The 14268-nt window shown below is 63.5% G+C and carries 13 protein-coding genes; 9 read left to right on the top strand and 4 right to left on the bottom strand.

Going from position 1 to position 14268, the window contains the following annotated elements; all coding sequences use genetic code 11:
* The first annotated feature begins 53 nt into the window (after positions 1 to 53).
* Positions 54 to 1943: a sigma-54-dependent Fis family transcriptional regulator gene (locus LQK81_RS23455; protein ID WP_230808834.1), complete on the top strand. Its 1890-nt coding sequence runs from the start codon at positions 54 to 56 to the stop codon at positions 1941 to 1943.
* Positions 1944 to 2141: 198 nt separating this feature from the next.
* Entirely contained in the window at positions 2142 to 3944 is a 1803-nt protein-coding gene (locus LQK81_RS23450; RefSeq protein WP_230808833.1) for an NAD(P)/FAD-dependent oxidoreductase, read from the top strand.
* A 100-nt stretch (positions 3945 to 4044) separates the two neighbouring features.
* Here LQK81_RS23450 and LQK81_RS23445 read toward each other — a convergent pair whose 3' ends face one another.
* Positions 4045 to 5166 carry a LysR family transcriptional regulator gene (locus LQK81_RS23445; RefSeq protein ID WP_230808832.1) on the bottom strand — a complete coding sequence of 374 codons (1122 nt, stop codon included), beginning with the start codon at positions 5164 to 5166 and terminating at the stop codon, positions 4045 to 4047.
* Between the two features lie 83 nt (positions 5167 to 5249).
* Between LQK81_RS23445 and LQK81_RS23440 the strand changes: the two genes are divergently transcribed.
* The 7 genes from LQK81_RS23440 to LQK81_RS23410 all read left to right on the top strand — a co-directional run bounded on the left by LQK81_RS23440 (position 5250) and on the right by LQK81_RS23410 (position 12099).
* The gene (locus LQK81_RS23440) at positions 5250 to 6236 is read left to right on the top strand and encodes a Bug family tripartite tricarboxylate transporter substrate binding protein (protein WP_230808831.1); all 987 of its coding nucleotides are present in this window, start codon (positions 5250 to 5252) and stop codon (positions 6234 to 6236) included.
* A gap of 77 nt (positions 6237 to 6313) precedes the next feature.
* Complete coding sequence (locus tag LQK81_RS23435; protein WP_230808830.1) at positions 6314 to 6760, top strand: tripartite tricarboxylate transporter TctB family protein; 447 nt, start codon at positions 6314 to 6316, stop codon at positions 6758 to 6760.
* Between the two features lie 21 nt (positions 6761 to 6781).
* Entirely contained in the window at positions 6782 to 8290 is a 1509-nt protein-coding gene (locus LQK81_RS23430) for a tripartite tricarboxylate transporter permease (protein WP_230808829.1), read from the top strand.
* A 182-nt stretch (positions 8291 to 8472) separates the two neighbouring features.
* Positions 8473 to 9918 carry an NAD(P)H-dependent oxidoreductase gene (locus tag LQK81_RS23425; RefSeq protein WP_230808828.1) on the top strand — a complete coding sequence of 482 codons (1446 nt, stop codon included), beginning with the start codon at positions 8473 to 8475 and terminating at the stop codon, positions 9916 to 9918.
* Positions 9911 to 10591 (top strand): aspartate/glutamate racemase family protein, encoded by a 681-nt coding sequence (locus LQK81_RS23420; protein ID WP_230808827.1) that lies wholly within the window; start codon positions 9911 to 9913, stop codon positions 10589 to 10591. The genes LQK81_RS23425 and LQK81_RS23420 overlap by 8 nt, the downstream gene beginning before the upstream one ends.
* A gap of 534 nt (positions 10592 to 11125) precedes the next feature.
* Positions 11126 to 11650, top strand: coding sequence for an NUDIX hydrolase (locus LQK81_RS23415; RefSeq protein ID WP_230808826.1), 525 nt, complete (start codon positions 11126 to 11128; stop codon positions 11648 to 11650).
* A gap of 218 nt (positions 11651 to 11868) precedes the next feature.
* Positions 11869 to 12099: a hypothetical protein gene (locus LQK81_RS23410; RefSeq protein WP_230808825.1), complete on the top strand. Its 231-nt coding sequence runs from the start codon at positions 11869 to 11871 to the stop codon at positions 12097 to 12099.
* Positions 12100 to 12196: 97 nt separating this feature from the next.
* Here LQK81_RS23410 and LQK81_RS23405 read toward each other — a convergent pair whose 3' ends face one another.
* The 3 genes from LQK81_RS23405 to LQK81_RS26385 form a co-directional block, all read right to left on the bottom strand.
* A complete protein-coding gene (locus LQK81_RS23405) occupies positions 12197 to 13171 on the bottom strand; it encodes a LysR family transcriptional regulator (protein ID WP_230808824.1) in 975 nt (324 codons plus the stop codon).
* Positions 13172 to 13258: 87 nt separating this feature from the next.
* The gene (locus LQK81_RS23400) at positions 13259 to 14146 is read right to left on the bottom strand and encodes an NAD(P)-dependent oxidoreductase (protein ID WP_230808823.1); all 888 of its coding nucleotides are present in this window, start codon (positions 14144 to 14146) and stop codon (positions 13259 to 13261) included.
* Between the two features lie 7 nt (positions 14147 to 14153).
* The gene (locus LQK81_RS26385) at positions 14154 to 14264 is read right to left on the bottom strand and encodes a hypothetical protein (RefSeq protein WP_330166557.1); all 111 of its coding nucleotides are present in this window, start codon (positions 14262 to 14264) and stop codon (positions 14154 to 14156) included.
* Between the last annotated feature and the right edge of the window lie 4 nt (positions 14265 to 14268).

Below are 14268 nucleotides of genomic sequence, written 5' to 3'. Positions count from 1 at the left end.
ATTCGCGCGGAGGAATGGAGGAGGGGACGCGCCAAACGCGGCCTTGAAGCTGCATGTTCTCGCATTCGGAGCATATCCGTGAAATCGAACGGGTCAGCCGCGGGCTGTCGACCGGGCGCGACGACATCGTCGTGCAATCGTGGCTGCGCTGCCTCGACCAGCATCGTCTCGACCCCACCCATGCCTGCGAAGCCTTCATCCTGCCTGAGGCGCGCTTGCGGGAACACCGGCAACGATCCGAGGATCTGATACGGATCGCCCGATCCGGGCTGGAGCATCTGTTTCATCAGGTGGCCGGGCAGAACTACGTGCTGCTTCTCTCCGATCGCAAGGGTGTCACGGTCGAGTTTCTCGGCGATCCGCTGTTCGACAACAACCTGCGCAAGGCCGGACTCTACCTCGGCTCCGAGTGGTCGGAGAGCCGGGCGGGCACCTGCGCGGTCGGCGCCTGCCTCGAAACCGGCGAGGCATTGACGATCCATCAGACCGATCATTTCGACAACACCCACACGCCGCTCTCCTGTACCGCGGCTCCGATCTACGACACGACGGGCGAACTTGCGGCCGTGCTCGACATCTCCCTTTTGAGTTCGCCGACCCGCAAGGCGAGCCAGAACCTGGCGCGCCATCTCGTCGGCGCGACGGTACGGCGGATCGAACTTGCGAACCTGATGGCCCAGACCCGCCACGAATGGGTTTTGCGCTTCTCGCGTTCGCCTGAATTCCTGGATGTCGATCCGGAAGCGGCGATATCGATCGATGGCGGCGGCCGCATCATCGGCATGACGCATGGAGGGGCACAAATCCTCGCCCAGGCGGCCGGTGCGGACTGGCGCACGCCGGCGAGCCTGATCGGGCAGCCCGTGTCGACGTTTCTGAACCTCGAAGTCGACGGCCTGTCCGAGTTGACCCGGCGCCGGCCGACGCAGGACCGGCTGGTCTTCGCCCGGGACGGTAACGCGCTGTTCGCCCATGCGATCGAACCGCAGGTCCAGCGTCGCGCCTCCGCCTGGGTGCGCGGCGAGATCCCCCGGCCGATCCGCCGGCTCGGCGGCGACACACCGGAGATCGTTGCGTTGCAGGCAAAAGTCGCAAAGCTCGCCCGAACGGCGCTGCCGGTGCTGATCCAGGGAGAAACCGGATCGGGCAAGGAGCACCTTGCCCGCGCGATCCACGAGGGCAGCGGCCTCAAAGGCGCCTTCGTCGCGATCAACTGTGCAGCCATTCCCGAGCAACTGATCGAGAGCGAGCTGTTCGGGTACATGCCTGGAGCCTTCACGGGCGCTTCGGCGAAAGGACGCAAAGGCCTTGTCGAGCAAGCCGAGGGCGGAACGCTCTTCCTCGACGAGATCGGCGACATGCCGCTTGCCTTGCAGAGCCGGCTCCTGCGCGTTCTCGCCGAGAAGGAAGTGCAGCCGATCGGCGGCCATGAGCCGCGCCCCGTCGACATCCGCATCGTATCGGCCTCCCACCGGCCGCTGCACGAACTCGTCGCGGAAGGATGGTTCCGGCAGGACCTGTTCTATCGGCTCAATGCTGCGACGCTCGCACTGCCGCCACTGCGAGAACGGACGGATTTCGAATGGATCATGGCTCGCATCCTCGAGCGGCACGCGAAGGATGGCAACGTGCCGGTGTTGTCGCCGCTTGCGCTCGATCTGCTCAAACGCCATGACTGGCCGGGCAACATCCGCGAACTCGACAACGTTCTGGCGGTCGCGGTCGCCATCAGCGAAGGCGACGTCATCGAGCCTTCCGATCTGCCGGAAACCTTGCCCGGCGCGCCTTCCGGCGCCGGCATGGCAGACGACGCCGGCGGCGAACTGCAACAGCTGCTTTCCGCCTGCAACTGGAATGTCTCGGAGGCGGCGCGCCGGCTGGGCGTCGATCGCTCCACCGTACATCGCCAGATCAGGCGCTACGGGATCGCGCCCAAGCACTGATGCCACGCCTGTGGCGCCACAGGCGTGGCGCTTTTTCGGCCCGCGCCACATCACAGTTCGATTTCGCCCCTGAAATTGCTGTGTTTTCCGGCGCTGCCGCCGTGGCACGTCGCTTGCTGCCCTTGTTGTCGGAGGACCGCCGGAGGAGGAGTTCCGGCAGGCCCCATCGACAAATGCCAGCAAAATGGAGGAGATCCCATGCTTGACGACAGCCCCGGCACGAAGATCGACAATGCACTCGCAAAACTGGGCAAGGCATTGGAGACCGGCGACATAGACGCCGCGGTGAACCTGTTCCAGGCCGATTGTTACTGGCGCGACCTGGTCACCTTCACCTGGAACCTCAAGACCATGGAGGGCCGGGACCAGATCCGCGACATGCTGACAAGACAGCTGGGCGCCATCAAGCCGCGCCATTTCCATCAGGATACGGGCGAGCCTGCCAGCGACGGCGACGGCATTACCCAGGGCTGGTTCGGGTTCGAGACCGACGTCGGACACGGATATGGCCATATTCGGCTGAAGGATGGCCTCGTCTGGACGCTTCTCACCACCATGACCGAACTGAAGGGACATGAGGAACCCAAGGGCATCCGCCGGCCGCTCGGCGCCGAACACGGGCATGGCAAGGCGCGCAGGACCTGGAAGGAAAAGCGCGAACAGGAGACGTCGGAACTCGGCTATGGCACGCAGCCCAATGTGGTGATCATCGGCGGCGGGCAGGGCGGGATCGCGCTCGGCGCCCGCCTGCGTCAGCTCGGCGTGCCGACGATCATCATCGAGAAGAACGAACGACCGGGCGACAGCTGGCGCAAACGCTACAAGTCGCTCTGCCTGCACGACCCCGTCTGGTACGACCACCTTCCCTACATTCCGTTCCCGGAGAACTGGCCGGTCTTCGCGCCGAAGGACAAGATCGGCGACTGGCTGGAGATGTATACCAAGGTCATGGAACTCAACTACTGGAGTTCGACCGCCTGCAAGTCCGCCTCCTACGACGAGACGAAGAAGGAATGGACGGTCGTCGTCGAGCGTGACGGCAAGGAAGTGGTGCTCCGGCCGCAGCAACTGGTGCTGGCGACCGGGATGTCCGGCAAGGCCAACATTCCGAAATTCCCGGGACAGGACGTGTTCAAGGGCGAACAGCAGCATTCCTCGCAGCATCCGGGCCCTGACGCCTACAAGGGCAAGAAGGTCGTGGTCATCGGCTCCAACAATTCGGCTCATGACATCTGTGCCGCGCTGTGGGAAGGCGGTGCCGATGTCACCATGGTGCAGCGTTCCTCGACGCACATCGTCCGCTCCGACACGCTGATGGATGTCGGTCTCGGCGACCTCTATTCCGAGCGGGCCGTGGCGGCAGGCATGACGACCCGCAAGGCCGACCTGATCTTCGCCTCGCTCCCCTACCGGATCATGCACGAGTTCCAGATCCCCCTCTACGAGAAGATGCGCGACCGCGACGCCGCCTTCTATGATGCGTTGGAGAAGGCCGGCTTCATGCTCGACTGGGGTGCAGACGGCTCCGGACTCTTCATGAAGTACCTCCGCCGCGGCTCGGGCTACTACATCGACGTCGGGGCCTGCGACCTCATCATCGACGGTTCGATCAAGCTGAAATCCGGCTCCGACGTCGACCACCTGACGGAAGATGCGGTGATCCTGAAGGACGGGACGGCGCTGCCGGCCGATCTTGTCGTGTACGCGACGGGCTACGGCTCGATGAATGGCTGGGCGGCCGACCTGATTTCAAGAGAGGTTGCCGACAAGGTCGGCAAATGCTGGGGGCTGGGGTCGGACACACCGAAGGACCCCGGGCCCTGGGAAGGCGAGCAACGTAACATGTGGAAGCCGACACAGCAGGAGGCGCTGTGGTTCCACGGCGGCAACCTGCACCAGTCGCGGCATTACTCGCAATATCTGGCGCTGCAGCTGAAGGCCCGAAAGGAAGGGATCGCGACGCCGGTCTACGGACTGCAGGAACGGCATCATCTCGGTTGATGCACGGCAACCCGGCCACCGGAGAGCAACACACTCTGGCGGCCGGGCTTATCCAGCCCTGTTGGGTCACTCCCCGCCAAGGCAAGCGTAGGGATTGCCGCTAGGAAACGAAGAACGGCTCGTCGAGGGCATAGCTGCTGACCCGTCGAACCTCGCTGATGATCTTGTCCGCGAGATAACGGGCCGCCGGGGAAAGCTGCCGGTTGCGCAGCCTGATGAGAGACATGGCGCGGCGGATGTGGGGGTCGGTCAACGTCATCGTCCGGGCATTGGCGAGTGGCTGCTTCTCCAGTCGGGTGCTCGGCTGAATGGCGACCCCCAGACCGGCCTCGGCCATCGCGATGATGGTCTCGGCCTGTATGAACTGGTATCGGCTCGTGGTTTCCAGTCCGTTCTCGCGGAGAACGCGGTCCACGATCCGGCGCATGGCCGTCTGCGGGGCGGGCAGCAGGATTGGATATTGCGAGATCTCGCGCCAGGTCACGCTGTCGCGAGGCTCCGCTATGAAACGCGGATGGACCAGGGCGTGAAGCGGTTCCACGAGGATCGGGCTGAAATCGAATGCACGGTCTTCGGCATGTGGGCCAATCGCAAAATCGACCTCCTGCTTTCGCAGCGCCTCATAGAGGTCTGTCGACGTCAGTTCGCGGATGGTGACCGCGATCTCGGGAAACTGCCGTACGAATTCCGTCAGGATCGGCGGCAGATGAATTGAGGCGAGATGCGACGAACTGGCGAGTGAAAGCTGGCCACGCTTGAGATCGGCCGCCTCCCGGATTTCCCGCAACCCATGCAGGATTTCGAAATGCGCCTTGCGCAGGCTCTCCCGCAGTTTTGCACCTTCCTCGGTCAACCGCACATTGCGCGTCGTGCGTTCGAAAAGCCTGACCTGAAGCTGTTCCTCAAGCTGCCTGATCTGGATGCTGATGGCCGAATGCGCGCGATTGAGCTTGTCCGCGGCAAGGCGGAAGCTGCCTTCGCTCGCGACCACGAGAAAGGTCTGGAGCAGTCTGAGATTGATGTCGTTGACGATCTCCATGGCTATTCCATTGGTGCACAAAGATGACCAATCGGTATCATTATTATACTTGAACCACCACCCTGTCCCGGTCCAGACTTTGGGTGTCGCAATCGGGAAGGGATTGCCGACACCGGCGGAGGCGCCCTGATCGAAACCGCAAATGCGAACCGCGTCATCAGTCATGGCGACGAAATCTCGCATCCGGCGAAGGCTGTGCGATGCCTGAAGGCATCCACCTGATCATGGCTACCTGCCGGGCGACAGACATTTTGGGAGGAAAGACAATGGAAAGACTTAAGACCCGTAACGGACTGAAGCGTCGGGCGCTGCTGGCCTACGGTGCAACCCTGCTTGCGCTTCAGCCGATGCTGTCCATGACGGCGCAGGCGCAGGACTATCCCGCCGAGACGATGAACTACGTCGTCGCCTTCGGCGTCGGCGGCGGCAGCGACATCATCGCCCGCACCATGGCCAAGGTGATCGACGACAAGAAGCTCATTCCGGTGAAGATGCTGGTCGAGAACCGGCCGGGCGGCTCGGGCGCCATCGGCTACTCGTTCATCAACGCGCAGAAGGGCAATCCCTACTATCTCGGCGGGGTCGGCGTCAGTTTCTTCACAACGCCGCTTCTGGGCAAGATGCCGTTGAGCCACCGCGATTTCACGCCGCTCGCGGCCATCGCACGCTCGCCTTACATTCTTGCCGTCACCGCGGACTCCGATATCAAGACGATCGACGACATCAAGACGGCGACGGGCCTGACGATCGGCACGGCCGGCGCCGTCTCCGATCCCGCCCTGCTGGCCCATCTCCTCAACAAGGAATTGGGCGCCTCGATCAAGGTCGTTCCCTTCGACGGCGAGGGCGAGGTCATGGCGGCCGTGCTCGGCAAGCATCTCGACCTTCTCTTCGGCAACCCCAACGAAATCCTCGAGCAGGTGAATGCCGGGACGATGCGGGCACTGGCGGTCACCTCCGCCGAGCGCATGACGTCGCTTCCCGACGTGCCGAGTTTTTCCGAGCTTGGCCACGACATCGTACACACCCAGCTCCGCGGCATCATCATGCCGAAGGATGTTCCGGCCGAGGCCGTGACCTATTGGGAAGGTGTCCTGAAGACTGTCGCCGAGAGCCCGGAATGGCGCGCGCAATATGTCGATCGTTTCAACGAGATTCCCCTGTTCCTCAACAGCAGGGAATTCGGAGAGGAGATCGTCGCCACCTCCGCGCGCTACGAAGCGCTGATGCGCGAACTCGAGCTCATCAAGTGAGGTCGGCGGCCCCCGCAATTCGAACGGGGGCCGCCCATCGGCCGGCATCGGACGCCGTGAGCCCAGGAGAGACAGCAGTGATACGCCTAAGAACCTTCGACCTTGGCCTGTCGGCCACCCTGACCCTGCTCGGCATTTATATCGTCTCGCAGGGCATGAACTACGGATACCAGGATGGAAGCGTCCCAGCCGCCGGCTTCTTCCCGTTCTGGATCGGCGGCGGGCTGGCGCTCTTTTCCGCCCTCAACTTCATCAAGATGCTCAGGCAGTCCGGCCTGGCTGGTGCCGTCGACAGGACGGAAGTGGCGCGGGTCGGGCTGGTCAGCCTGGCGATCGGCGGCTTCGTCGTCCTCTCGGGGTTCATCGGAATGATCGCGGCCGCGGTGCTGCTGATGGTCGCCATCGGCGCCATATTCGGCGCCCGGGACATCCGCTCCCTCATGGCAGTGAGTGCAATCGCTGTGGCGATGGCTGGGGTCCTCTACCTCGTCTTCGGCCTCGTGCTGGCAATGCCGCTGCTGTGATCTGCGCAAAGAGAAATCATCATGTTTGAATCTTGGCAATTGCTTGCTCAAGGGTTGGCCGCCGCGTCGCAACCGACCGTCCTCGCCGCGATCATGGTCGGTGCAATCATCGGCCTGTTCATCGGTGCACTGCCCGGCCTGGGGCCAACGGCCGGTGTGGCCATCCTCTTGCCGGTGGCCGTCAGTTTTGACGGGACCGCCGCGATCGCCGCGCTTGGCGCGGTCTATTACGGCGCCCAGTATGGCGGCGCGGTAACGGCTATTCTTCTCGGCATTCCCGGCGATGCCTCGGCCACCATGACCGTCATCGACGGGCACAAGATGGCGCGCAATGGCAAGGCCGGCGCGGCGCTGGGGCTGAGCATCGCCGCGTCCTTCATCGGCGGCCTGATCGGCCTGGTCCTGCTGACGGCCTTCGCCACCACGATCGCGAAAGCCGCCATCGCCTTCGGCCCGATAGAGATGACAGCGCTGATGGTCTTCTCCCTGTCGCTGGTGAGCGTGCTTGGCGGACGCGACCTGAACAAGGCCATGATCTCGCTGTTCCTCGGCCTCTTCATCGGCACGATCGGCCTCGACCCGATGGTCGGGCTGCCGCGTTTCGATTTTGGCGAGGTGCGTCTGTTCGACGGCATCGAATTCTCGATCATCGCCGTCGGCCTCTTCGGCCTGGCGGAAATGTACGCCACGCCCCCGTCCACGGGCGCGCACGACGACTCCGGTCGATTTCGCTTCCGTGAACTGCTTCCGGATGTGCGCAGCACGCTGCAATGCTGGCGCGAGCTTGGTTCGGGTTCGCTGATCGGCTTCTTCGTCGGCATCCTTCCCGGCGCGGGAGCGACCGCGGCCACGATGATCTCCTACGCCTTCGCCAAGCGAACGTCGAAGCATCCCGAGCGGTTCGGCAATGGTGCAATGGAAGGTGTCGCTGCGCCCGAGGCCGCCAACAACAGCGCTGCCTACGGCAACATGATCCCGATGTTCGCCCTCGGCATTCCGGGATCGGGGACCACGGCGGTGCTCATGGGCGGCCTCCTGATGATCGGACTGCAGCCGGGGCCGATGCTGTTCCAGACGCAGTCGGAATTTGTCTGGACTATCTTCGGCAGCTTCTACATCGGCAATCTCGCGCTCGTCGCCATCACGATCCTGTTGACGCCGATCCTTGCGAGTTGCGCATTCGTTCGCCCGAGCTACCTGTTTCCGGCCGTGATCGCCATCATCGCTTTCGGCATCTACGGCATCAACAACGCGATGTTCGAAGTGGTTCTTGTCATCGGCTTTGGGCTTCTCGGCTACCTGATGATGAAGCTGGACTATCCGCCCGTGCCACTCGTTCTGGGCATGATCCTCGGACCGATCCTGGAGCGCGGCATCCGTCGCACGCTCGTCGCGTCGGATGGCGACCTGTCGGTCTTCTTCCGCAGCCCGATCGCGATCGGCATCATCGTCGTGACCGTAGTGCTTCTCGTCTCGCCCTGGCTGGTCTCGCAGCGGACCAGGCGACGGGCGGCGGCCATCGCGAAATAGGACGCAACGGTGCCGTCCAGCGTCCGCCGGGAGCGACGTTCAGACGGCCGATGCCTCCTCTGTTTGCAGACCTGAACCTGCATGACGACGCGACGGCGAGTGCCGGACCGCCGCGTGTGGAAACTCGGCCTCAGTTCCAGTCTGAAGGCCTTGGCGATATTCTATGAAGGGAAGAAATATCAATGGTTTATCATCACATCTATTCCGGCTTCGCAAAAGCCGGAGAAGTCAATGTCGGGAATATCGGTGCCGGAAACTACGGGACCGCCATTGTGACCCAGGCACCCCGCACACCGCGGCTGAACGTCGTGGTGGTGGCCGATATCTCCACCGATGCCGCGCGCGGCGCCTATGAAAAGGGCGGCTATGAGATGGCCCGTGTCGCCTATGCCGAGACGGCCGAGGAAGCCCAATTGCACATCGCCGAGGGTCGGTTCGTCTACACCGATCGTCCGGAGATCGTCGGCCGCATACCGGCCGTGCAGGTTGTCTGCGAGAGCAGCGGCGTGCCGGAGGCAAGTGTCAGATATGCCGTGCAGGCGATCAATGCCGGCAAGCACGTTGCCATGGTCACCAAGGATTGCGACGTCGCCGTCGGACCGATGCTGAAGCGGCTCGCGCAGGATGCCGGCGTCGTCTACACACCTGTCGACGGCGACCAGCATGGTCTTCTCATCCAGTTCTACGAATGGGCGAAGTCAGTGGGCCTGACCGTCTTGTCCGGCGGCAAGGCCACCGATGGCGAGTTCGTCTATGACGAGGCCAAGGGCACGGTCACGATCAAGACGGACAAGAAGATCCATGCGCCCAACGTCGCGTCCATCTCCGTCTCGGAAGAAGATCGCAAATGGCTTGCCATGATCCCCGAAGGGCAGGCCGCAGAATTCGTCGCTCGCCGCAAGGAGATCCTGGCACGGCTGCCGCAGCCCGGCGCCTATGATCTTTGCGAGATCACCGTTGCGGCCAACTACACTGGAATGATGCCGGCGGTAGACACCCTCATCCACGCCCCGCTGCGCATTACCGAGATCCCCGTCGCCTATTGCGAAGCGGTGAATGGCGGCCTGTTCGAGCGCGGCGATACGATCGACCTTGCGACCTGCCTGCGCAGGCCCGACGAGTCCGGTCTCGGTGGCGGCGTCTTCCTGGTGGTGCGCTGCGACAACGCCTATTCGAACCACATTCTGACGACGAAGGGCCAGATCCCGAACTATGACGAAACGGCGACCGTCATCTACCGTCCCTACCACCTGTGCGGCGTGGAGACCGCGACGTCCCTGCTGATGGCGGGCCTCCTGGGGATAGATACCGGTTCGGACGATTACCGGCCCCGCTACGATCTCGCCAAGGTGGCGGCCCGGGATATCAGGGCAGGGGAAACCTTCGGCAACGATCACAATCCGATGATGACGGCGCGCATCATTCCGGCGGTGCCGGTCGCGCCCGGCAACCCGGCCTGCGCCCACCTGCTGACCGGAAACCGCGCCAAGGTGGATATTCCTGCCGGAACGCTCGTCACCTACGACATGGTCGAGGAGCCGCAGGGTTCGCAGCTATGGGAAATTCGCCGGCTTCAGGACCGGGCATTCCTGTCCGAACAGACTTCGAAGGCAAAGGTCGATGCCTGACAGTGCGCCCCGCATCTTCCTCTTCCATGCCACGCCGGTGGCCATGGAGCCGGTCCAGGGCGCCATGCGGGCTCTCTGGCCGGAAGCGGAGGCGGTGAACATTCTCGACGAGAGCCTGTCCATCGACCGGGCGAGGGAGGTGGGCGGATTGTCTCAGGGCCTCGTCTGCCGTTTCGTCGCGCTGGGCAAGCAGGCGGTCGCCGGCGGCGCCGACGGGATCCTCATCACCTGCTCCGCATTCGGCTCCGCGATCCGCCAGCTCGCCTCGCAGGTGACGGTTCCCGTGCTGATGCCGAACGAGGCGATGTTTCGCGACGCGCTGGCGCGCGGGGAACGCATCGGCATGGTGGCGACCTTCGCGCCGGCAGTATCCACGATGGAAAGCGAATTTGCCGCCTTCGCCGCCGAGATGGACCGCTCCGCACGACTGAAAACGGTCATCGCGGAGGGCGCAATCGAAAGCCTGCGCCGTGGCGACCGGGAGGATCACGACCGGCGCGTGGCACAAGCCGCACGCGATCTTGTCGACTGCGACGCGATCATGCTGGCGCACTTCTCGACGACCCGTGCCGCGCAGGCGGTTCGGCGTGCCGTCGATATCCCTGTGCTGACCGCGCCCGAGGCGGCAGTCAGCCGCATGCGCGCGTTGATCGAAGGGAATGAACGACGCTGATCGGCGGCAACTGCCGCGCGATTTCCGACCGAGGAGCACTGCTTTACGCCGTCGACAAAGCGCATCGTCACCGACAAACTGTGCTTATACGGAACTGCAAGACGAGAGGTTATCCGACGAACAATAAGGGCTTGATTTCGCCATACTCGCGGCCCACATGAGGACCATGGACATGTTGAACAGGACATCGAGGCACATCGAGCAAGCACGCGCCGTATCCCGGAGCGCGCGGCTTTGATCCTGTAACGCCGCCACAGACCCCGCTGCTCCGGGAACCTCACTCGCAAACAGTGCGGTTTATGCTGCGCCTTCCACGGCGCATCGTTGGAGCGTATCCATGTCCTCGTTTCGGTCCCATCCGGTCTGCAATACCTGCAGCCGGCGTCTTCCTGTCGCCGCACGTCGTTGCCCCTGGTGCGAGGCGCCGATCTTCACCACCGGCGCCCGTCCCTTCTCCCGCATCCTGAGAGAAAAGGGTGCCAGTCGGTTCGCCTCCTCCCTTTTCGAGGAGGGCACCGGGCGATGAGACCAGAAATGACCAGTGGTCGTGCCTTGGAGGCCGGCAGGCGGGACGAGTTGCAGCAGGTCGGTGTTCTTCCCTGGCGAATCCGGAAGAATGGCGAAGCGAAGGTCTTGCTCATCACCTCGCGGGAGCGAGGGCGGTGGATCGTGCCCAAGGGGTGGATGGTGAAGGGATATCCTGCCTTCGTCGCCGCATCACGGGAAGCGTTCGAAGAGGCTGGGATTGTCGGCGATATCTCGTCGACACCGATGACGTCCTATCGATACCTGAAGTTGCTGGATGACGGTTCGCAGGTTCCCTGCCGCGTCGCGGTGTTCGGCATGAATGTGCGCGGCACGCTCAGCCATTGGCGGGAAAAGGGGCAAAGGCAGCGACGGTGGTTTTCTCTGGATGCAGCGGCCGATGCGCTCGACGATGTCGAACTCGCCGTATTCGTTCGGACGCTTGCCGCCACAGCCCCGGACCGTCTGGAGCCATTCGTCGGCGCAGGCGGGCGGATGTTGCCGTTCGGCAGGCGGCCCGCGATGGAATGCTGAAAACCGTCCCGATGTTCCTGCCGGTGTTCAAGCGCCGCCCTCGGCGGCTGCCTGCCTTCCCTATCCACAGGGTCAGCGCCGGGCGCTGACTGCCTGGCGTCACTACCTGCGACGGCAAGAGTGGTGCCAGGCGTTTTCCCGATCCCAAATGGAACCCTTCGGAGCAACGCCGGCCCCTTGATGCGCCGGGTCGTTGTCCAATTCAGAAAGAGCCAGCAATGAGCTTCCGATACAGTCATACTTTCCCCATCAGCGGCCCGAACAAGCTGCCGCGTTTCAGGCAGTGGGCGGCCGAGAATATTCCGGGCATCGCCCTGTCGCTGCCGCCGCAGGTGCCGATCAAGAGCATGGCCCAGACGGTCCGGCTGAAATCCATCGAGGATCGCGCCGTGCTGATCAAGAAGCTGGACGGCGTGAGCTTCGAAAACAGTGCCCGTAAGAGCGCGTAACGATCTGGCCGCACTTCCGTCTTTCGAGCAAAGGCGGAAGTGCTTGGAGGTGCTTGAAAATTGAGGTTGCGTTGTCCCTCGATTTCCGCAGGTAGCGCTATCTCAGGCCAGGTTCCTGGTCACGGGCAGGACGAAAGCTGCATCCGAGGTCCGACAGCGTTTGCCTGATGGACGCGTCAAACGTCCTGGCCTCCGTCCGGATCCATTCGGCGAAGACACTGACGGTACGACGGCTGACATGGCGGGGAGGGCAGACCAGCCAGTAGGCTGGAAATTCCACCACATCGAACGCGGTGCTCAGCGGCACGAGCGTGCCGCGCTCGAGATCCTCATGGGCGAGTGTCACGGAATCGAGGACGACCCCGGCGCCATCCCTGGCAAGCTGGATGGCCATGTTCGATCGGTCGAAACGCAGCGGCGCATGCTCCGTCGACGGATCGATGCCGTGCACGATCAGCCAGATATCCCACTGGTAGAGTGCCTTGACGGATTGAATGCGGCGCGCATTGGCGATCTGGATCACCGGGTCGTCGCTCAGCGCGCGCAGTTGCTCGCGATACTCCGGGCTGCACATCGGCAGCACGAGATCGTGAATGATGCATTCCGTATGAAGATTTTCCCAGGCGCCGGATCCGTAGCGCAGGTCGAGGTCGATCACTTCGGTTTCGAAATCGGAGAAATCCGGTGTCGCATCGACCCGCACGCCCCAGTCGGGATTGGCATCCAGAAACGGTTTAAGCCGTGGCGTCAGCCAGCGGACGGCGAAACTCGGGCTGGAGCGCATCGTCAGATGCCGGCTGTTACGCTGACGAAGAACCGCAGAACGGGCTTCCCGGATCATGCGAAATGCCGTTGTTGTCGTCTGGAACAGCATTTCTCCATCGATGGTCAGGCTGAGCCGGCGGTCCTTGCGGCGGAAGAGCCGGACGCCCCATTGCTCTTCGAGCTGCTTGATCTGCTGGCTGACGGCAGCGGCCGACACGCCGAGTTCTTCGGCGGCGAGCGATACCCTGCCGGTTCGGGCGACTGCCTCGAAGTAGGCCAGCGAATTGAGGTTGGGGCTGATCGCCATCTTGTCCTCCCGCTGCGCCGATCCCGACGCCGAATGTGGAGGAATGCGCGCAGTCGCATTTTCAATGCGGCCTGCGCGCAGCCGGTGTCAAGAGATGCCGTTCAGGCGCCGGTAGGCGGCGATGACCTGGCTGTCGTCGAGAAGCCCGTTGCCGGCGCCGCTCTCGCCGAGGAACATCTGGTGGGCTGCGGCGGCAAGCGGCAGGCCCATGCTAACGGAGCGTCCGGCGGCAAGGGCGATGCCGAGATCCTTCACGAAGATGTCGACCGCGCTGGTGACCGGCGGGTGCTCCATCAGCATGCGCGGCCCGCGATCCTTCAGCATCCAGCTGGAGGCGGCCGAGCCTGAGACGATCTCGAGCAGCGTCGCAGTATCGACGCCGGCCTTCTCGCCAAGGGCAAGCGCTTCGCCGGCGGCGGCGAGATGCACGCCGCAGAGCAACTGGTTGATCGCCTTGACGACCGCGCCCTGTCCCTGTTCCGGCCCGCAGTGATAGAGCTTGTCGCCCATGGTGCGCAACACCGGCGCCACCGCGTCATAGTCCGCACGCGGTGCGCCGACCATGATCGTGAGCGTTCCGGCCTTGGCCCCGACGACGCCGCCGGAGACCGGGGCGTCGACGAGGATCTTGCCGCTCTTGGCCACGTCCGTTGCCAGCGTCTGCACCTCGTCGGGCGGGCATGTTGCCATGAGGCAGACATGCGCACCTTGCGGCAGGGCCTCAAGCGCGCCGGCATCGACGAGCACCGTGCGTGCCTGAGCCGCATTGACGACCATGAGCACGAGGATGGCAGCGTCGCCGCAGGCATCCTTGAGACTTTCGGCCGGTTTCCCGCCGATCGTCACGAGGGCATCCATCGCCTCCTGGCGCGAGTCCACGCCTTTGACGGTGTATCCCGCGTTGACGAGGTTGGTGGCCATGGGAAGCCCCATGGACCCCAACCCGACGAATGCGATGTTCTTTGTGTCTTGCATTTCGGTCTCAGTAGAGTGTGAAGGCTGGAACGTATGAGATGAGGACGAGGACGGTGAATGCGACGAGGTAGAAGGGCCAGAGTTCCTTGACGACGGTCCCGATGGGGACGCGGGCGATGGCG

The sequence above is a fragment of the Rhizobium sp. GN54 genome (assembly GCF_021026345.1).
GTDB lineage: Bacteria > Pseudomonadota > Alphaproteobacteria > Rhizobiales > Rhizobiaceae > Mycoplana.
The sequence above is the reverse complement of the archived record's forward strand: the minus strand, read 5'-3'. Positions and strand labels throughout refer to the sequence as shown.

Coding starts and splice junctions, on each gene's coding strand:
- LQK81_RS23455 (WP_230808834.1), top strand. CDS start 54: ATGTTCTCGCATTCGGAGCATATCCGTGAAATCGAACGGGTCAGCCGC.
- LQK81_RS23450 (WP_230808833.1), top strand. CDS start 2,142: ATGCTTGACGACAGCCCCGGCACGAAGATCGACAATGCACTCGCAAAA.
- LQK81_RS23445 (WP_230808832.1), bottom strand. CDS start 5,166: ATGCGAGATTTCGTCGCCATGACTGATGACGCGGTTCGCATTTGCGGT.
- LQK81_RS23440 (WP_230808831.1), top strand. CDS start 5,250: ATGGAAAGACTTAAGACCCGTAACGGACTGAAGCGTCGGGCGCTGCTG.
- LQK81_RS23430 (WP_230808829.1), top strand. CDS start 6,782: ATGTTTGAATCTTGGCAATTGCTTGCTCAAGGGTTGGCCGCCGCGTCG.
- LQK81_RS23425 (WP_230808828.1), top strand. CDS start 8,473: ATGGTTTATCATCACATCTATTCCGGCTTCGCAAAAGCCGGAGAAGTC.
- LQK81_RS23420 (WP_230808827.1), top strand. CDS start 9,911: ATGCCTGACAGTGCGCCCCGCATCTTCCTCTTCCATGCCACGCCGGTG.
- LQK81_RS23415 (WP_230808826.1), top strand. CDS start 11,126: ATGACCAGTGGTCGTGCCTTGGAGGCCGGCAGGCGGGACGAGTTGCAG.
- LQK81_RS23410 (WP_230808825.1), top strand. CDS start 11,869: ATGAGCTTCCGATACAGTCATACTTTCCCCATCAGCGGCCCGAACAAG.
- LQK81_RS23405 (WP_230808824.1), bottom strand. CDS start 13,171: ATGGCGATCAGCCCCAACCTCAATTCGCTGGCCTACTTCGAGGCAGTC.
- LQK81_RS23400 (WP_230808823.1), bottom strand. CDS start 14,146: ATGCAAGACACAAAGAACATCGCATTCGTCGGGTTGGGGTCCATGGGG.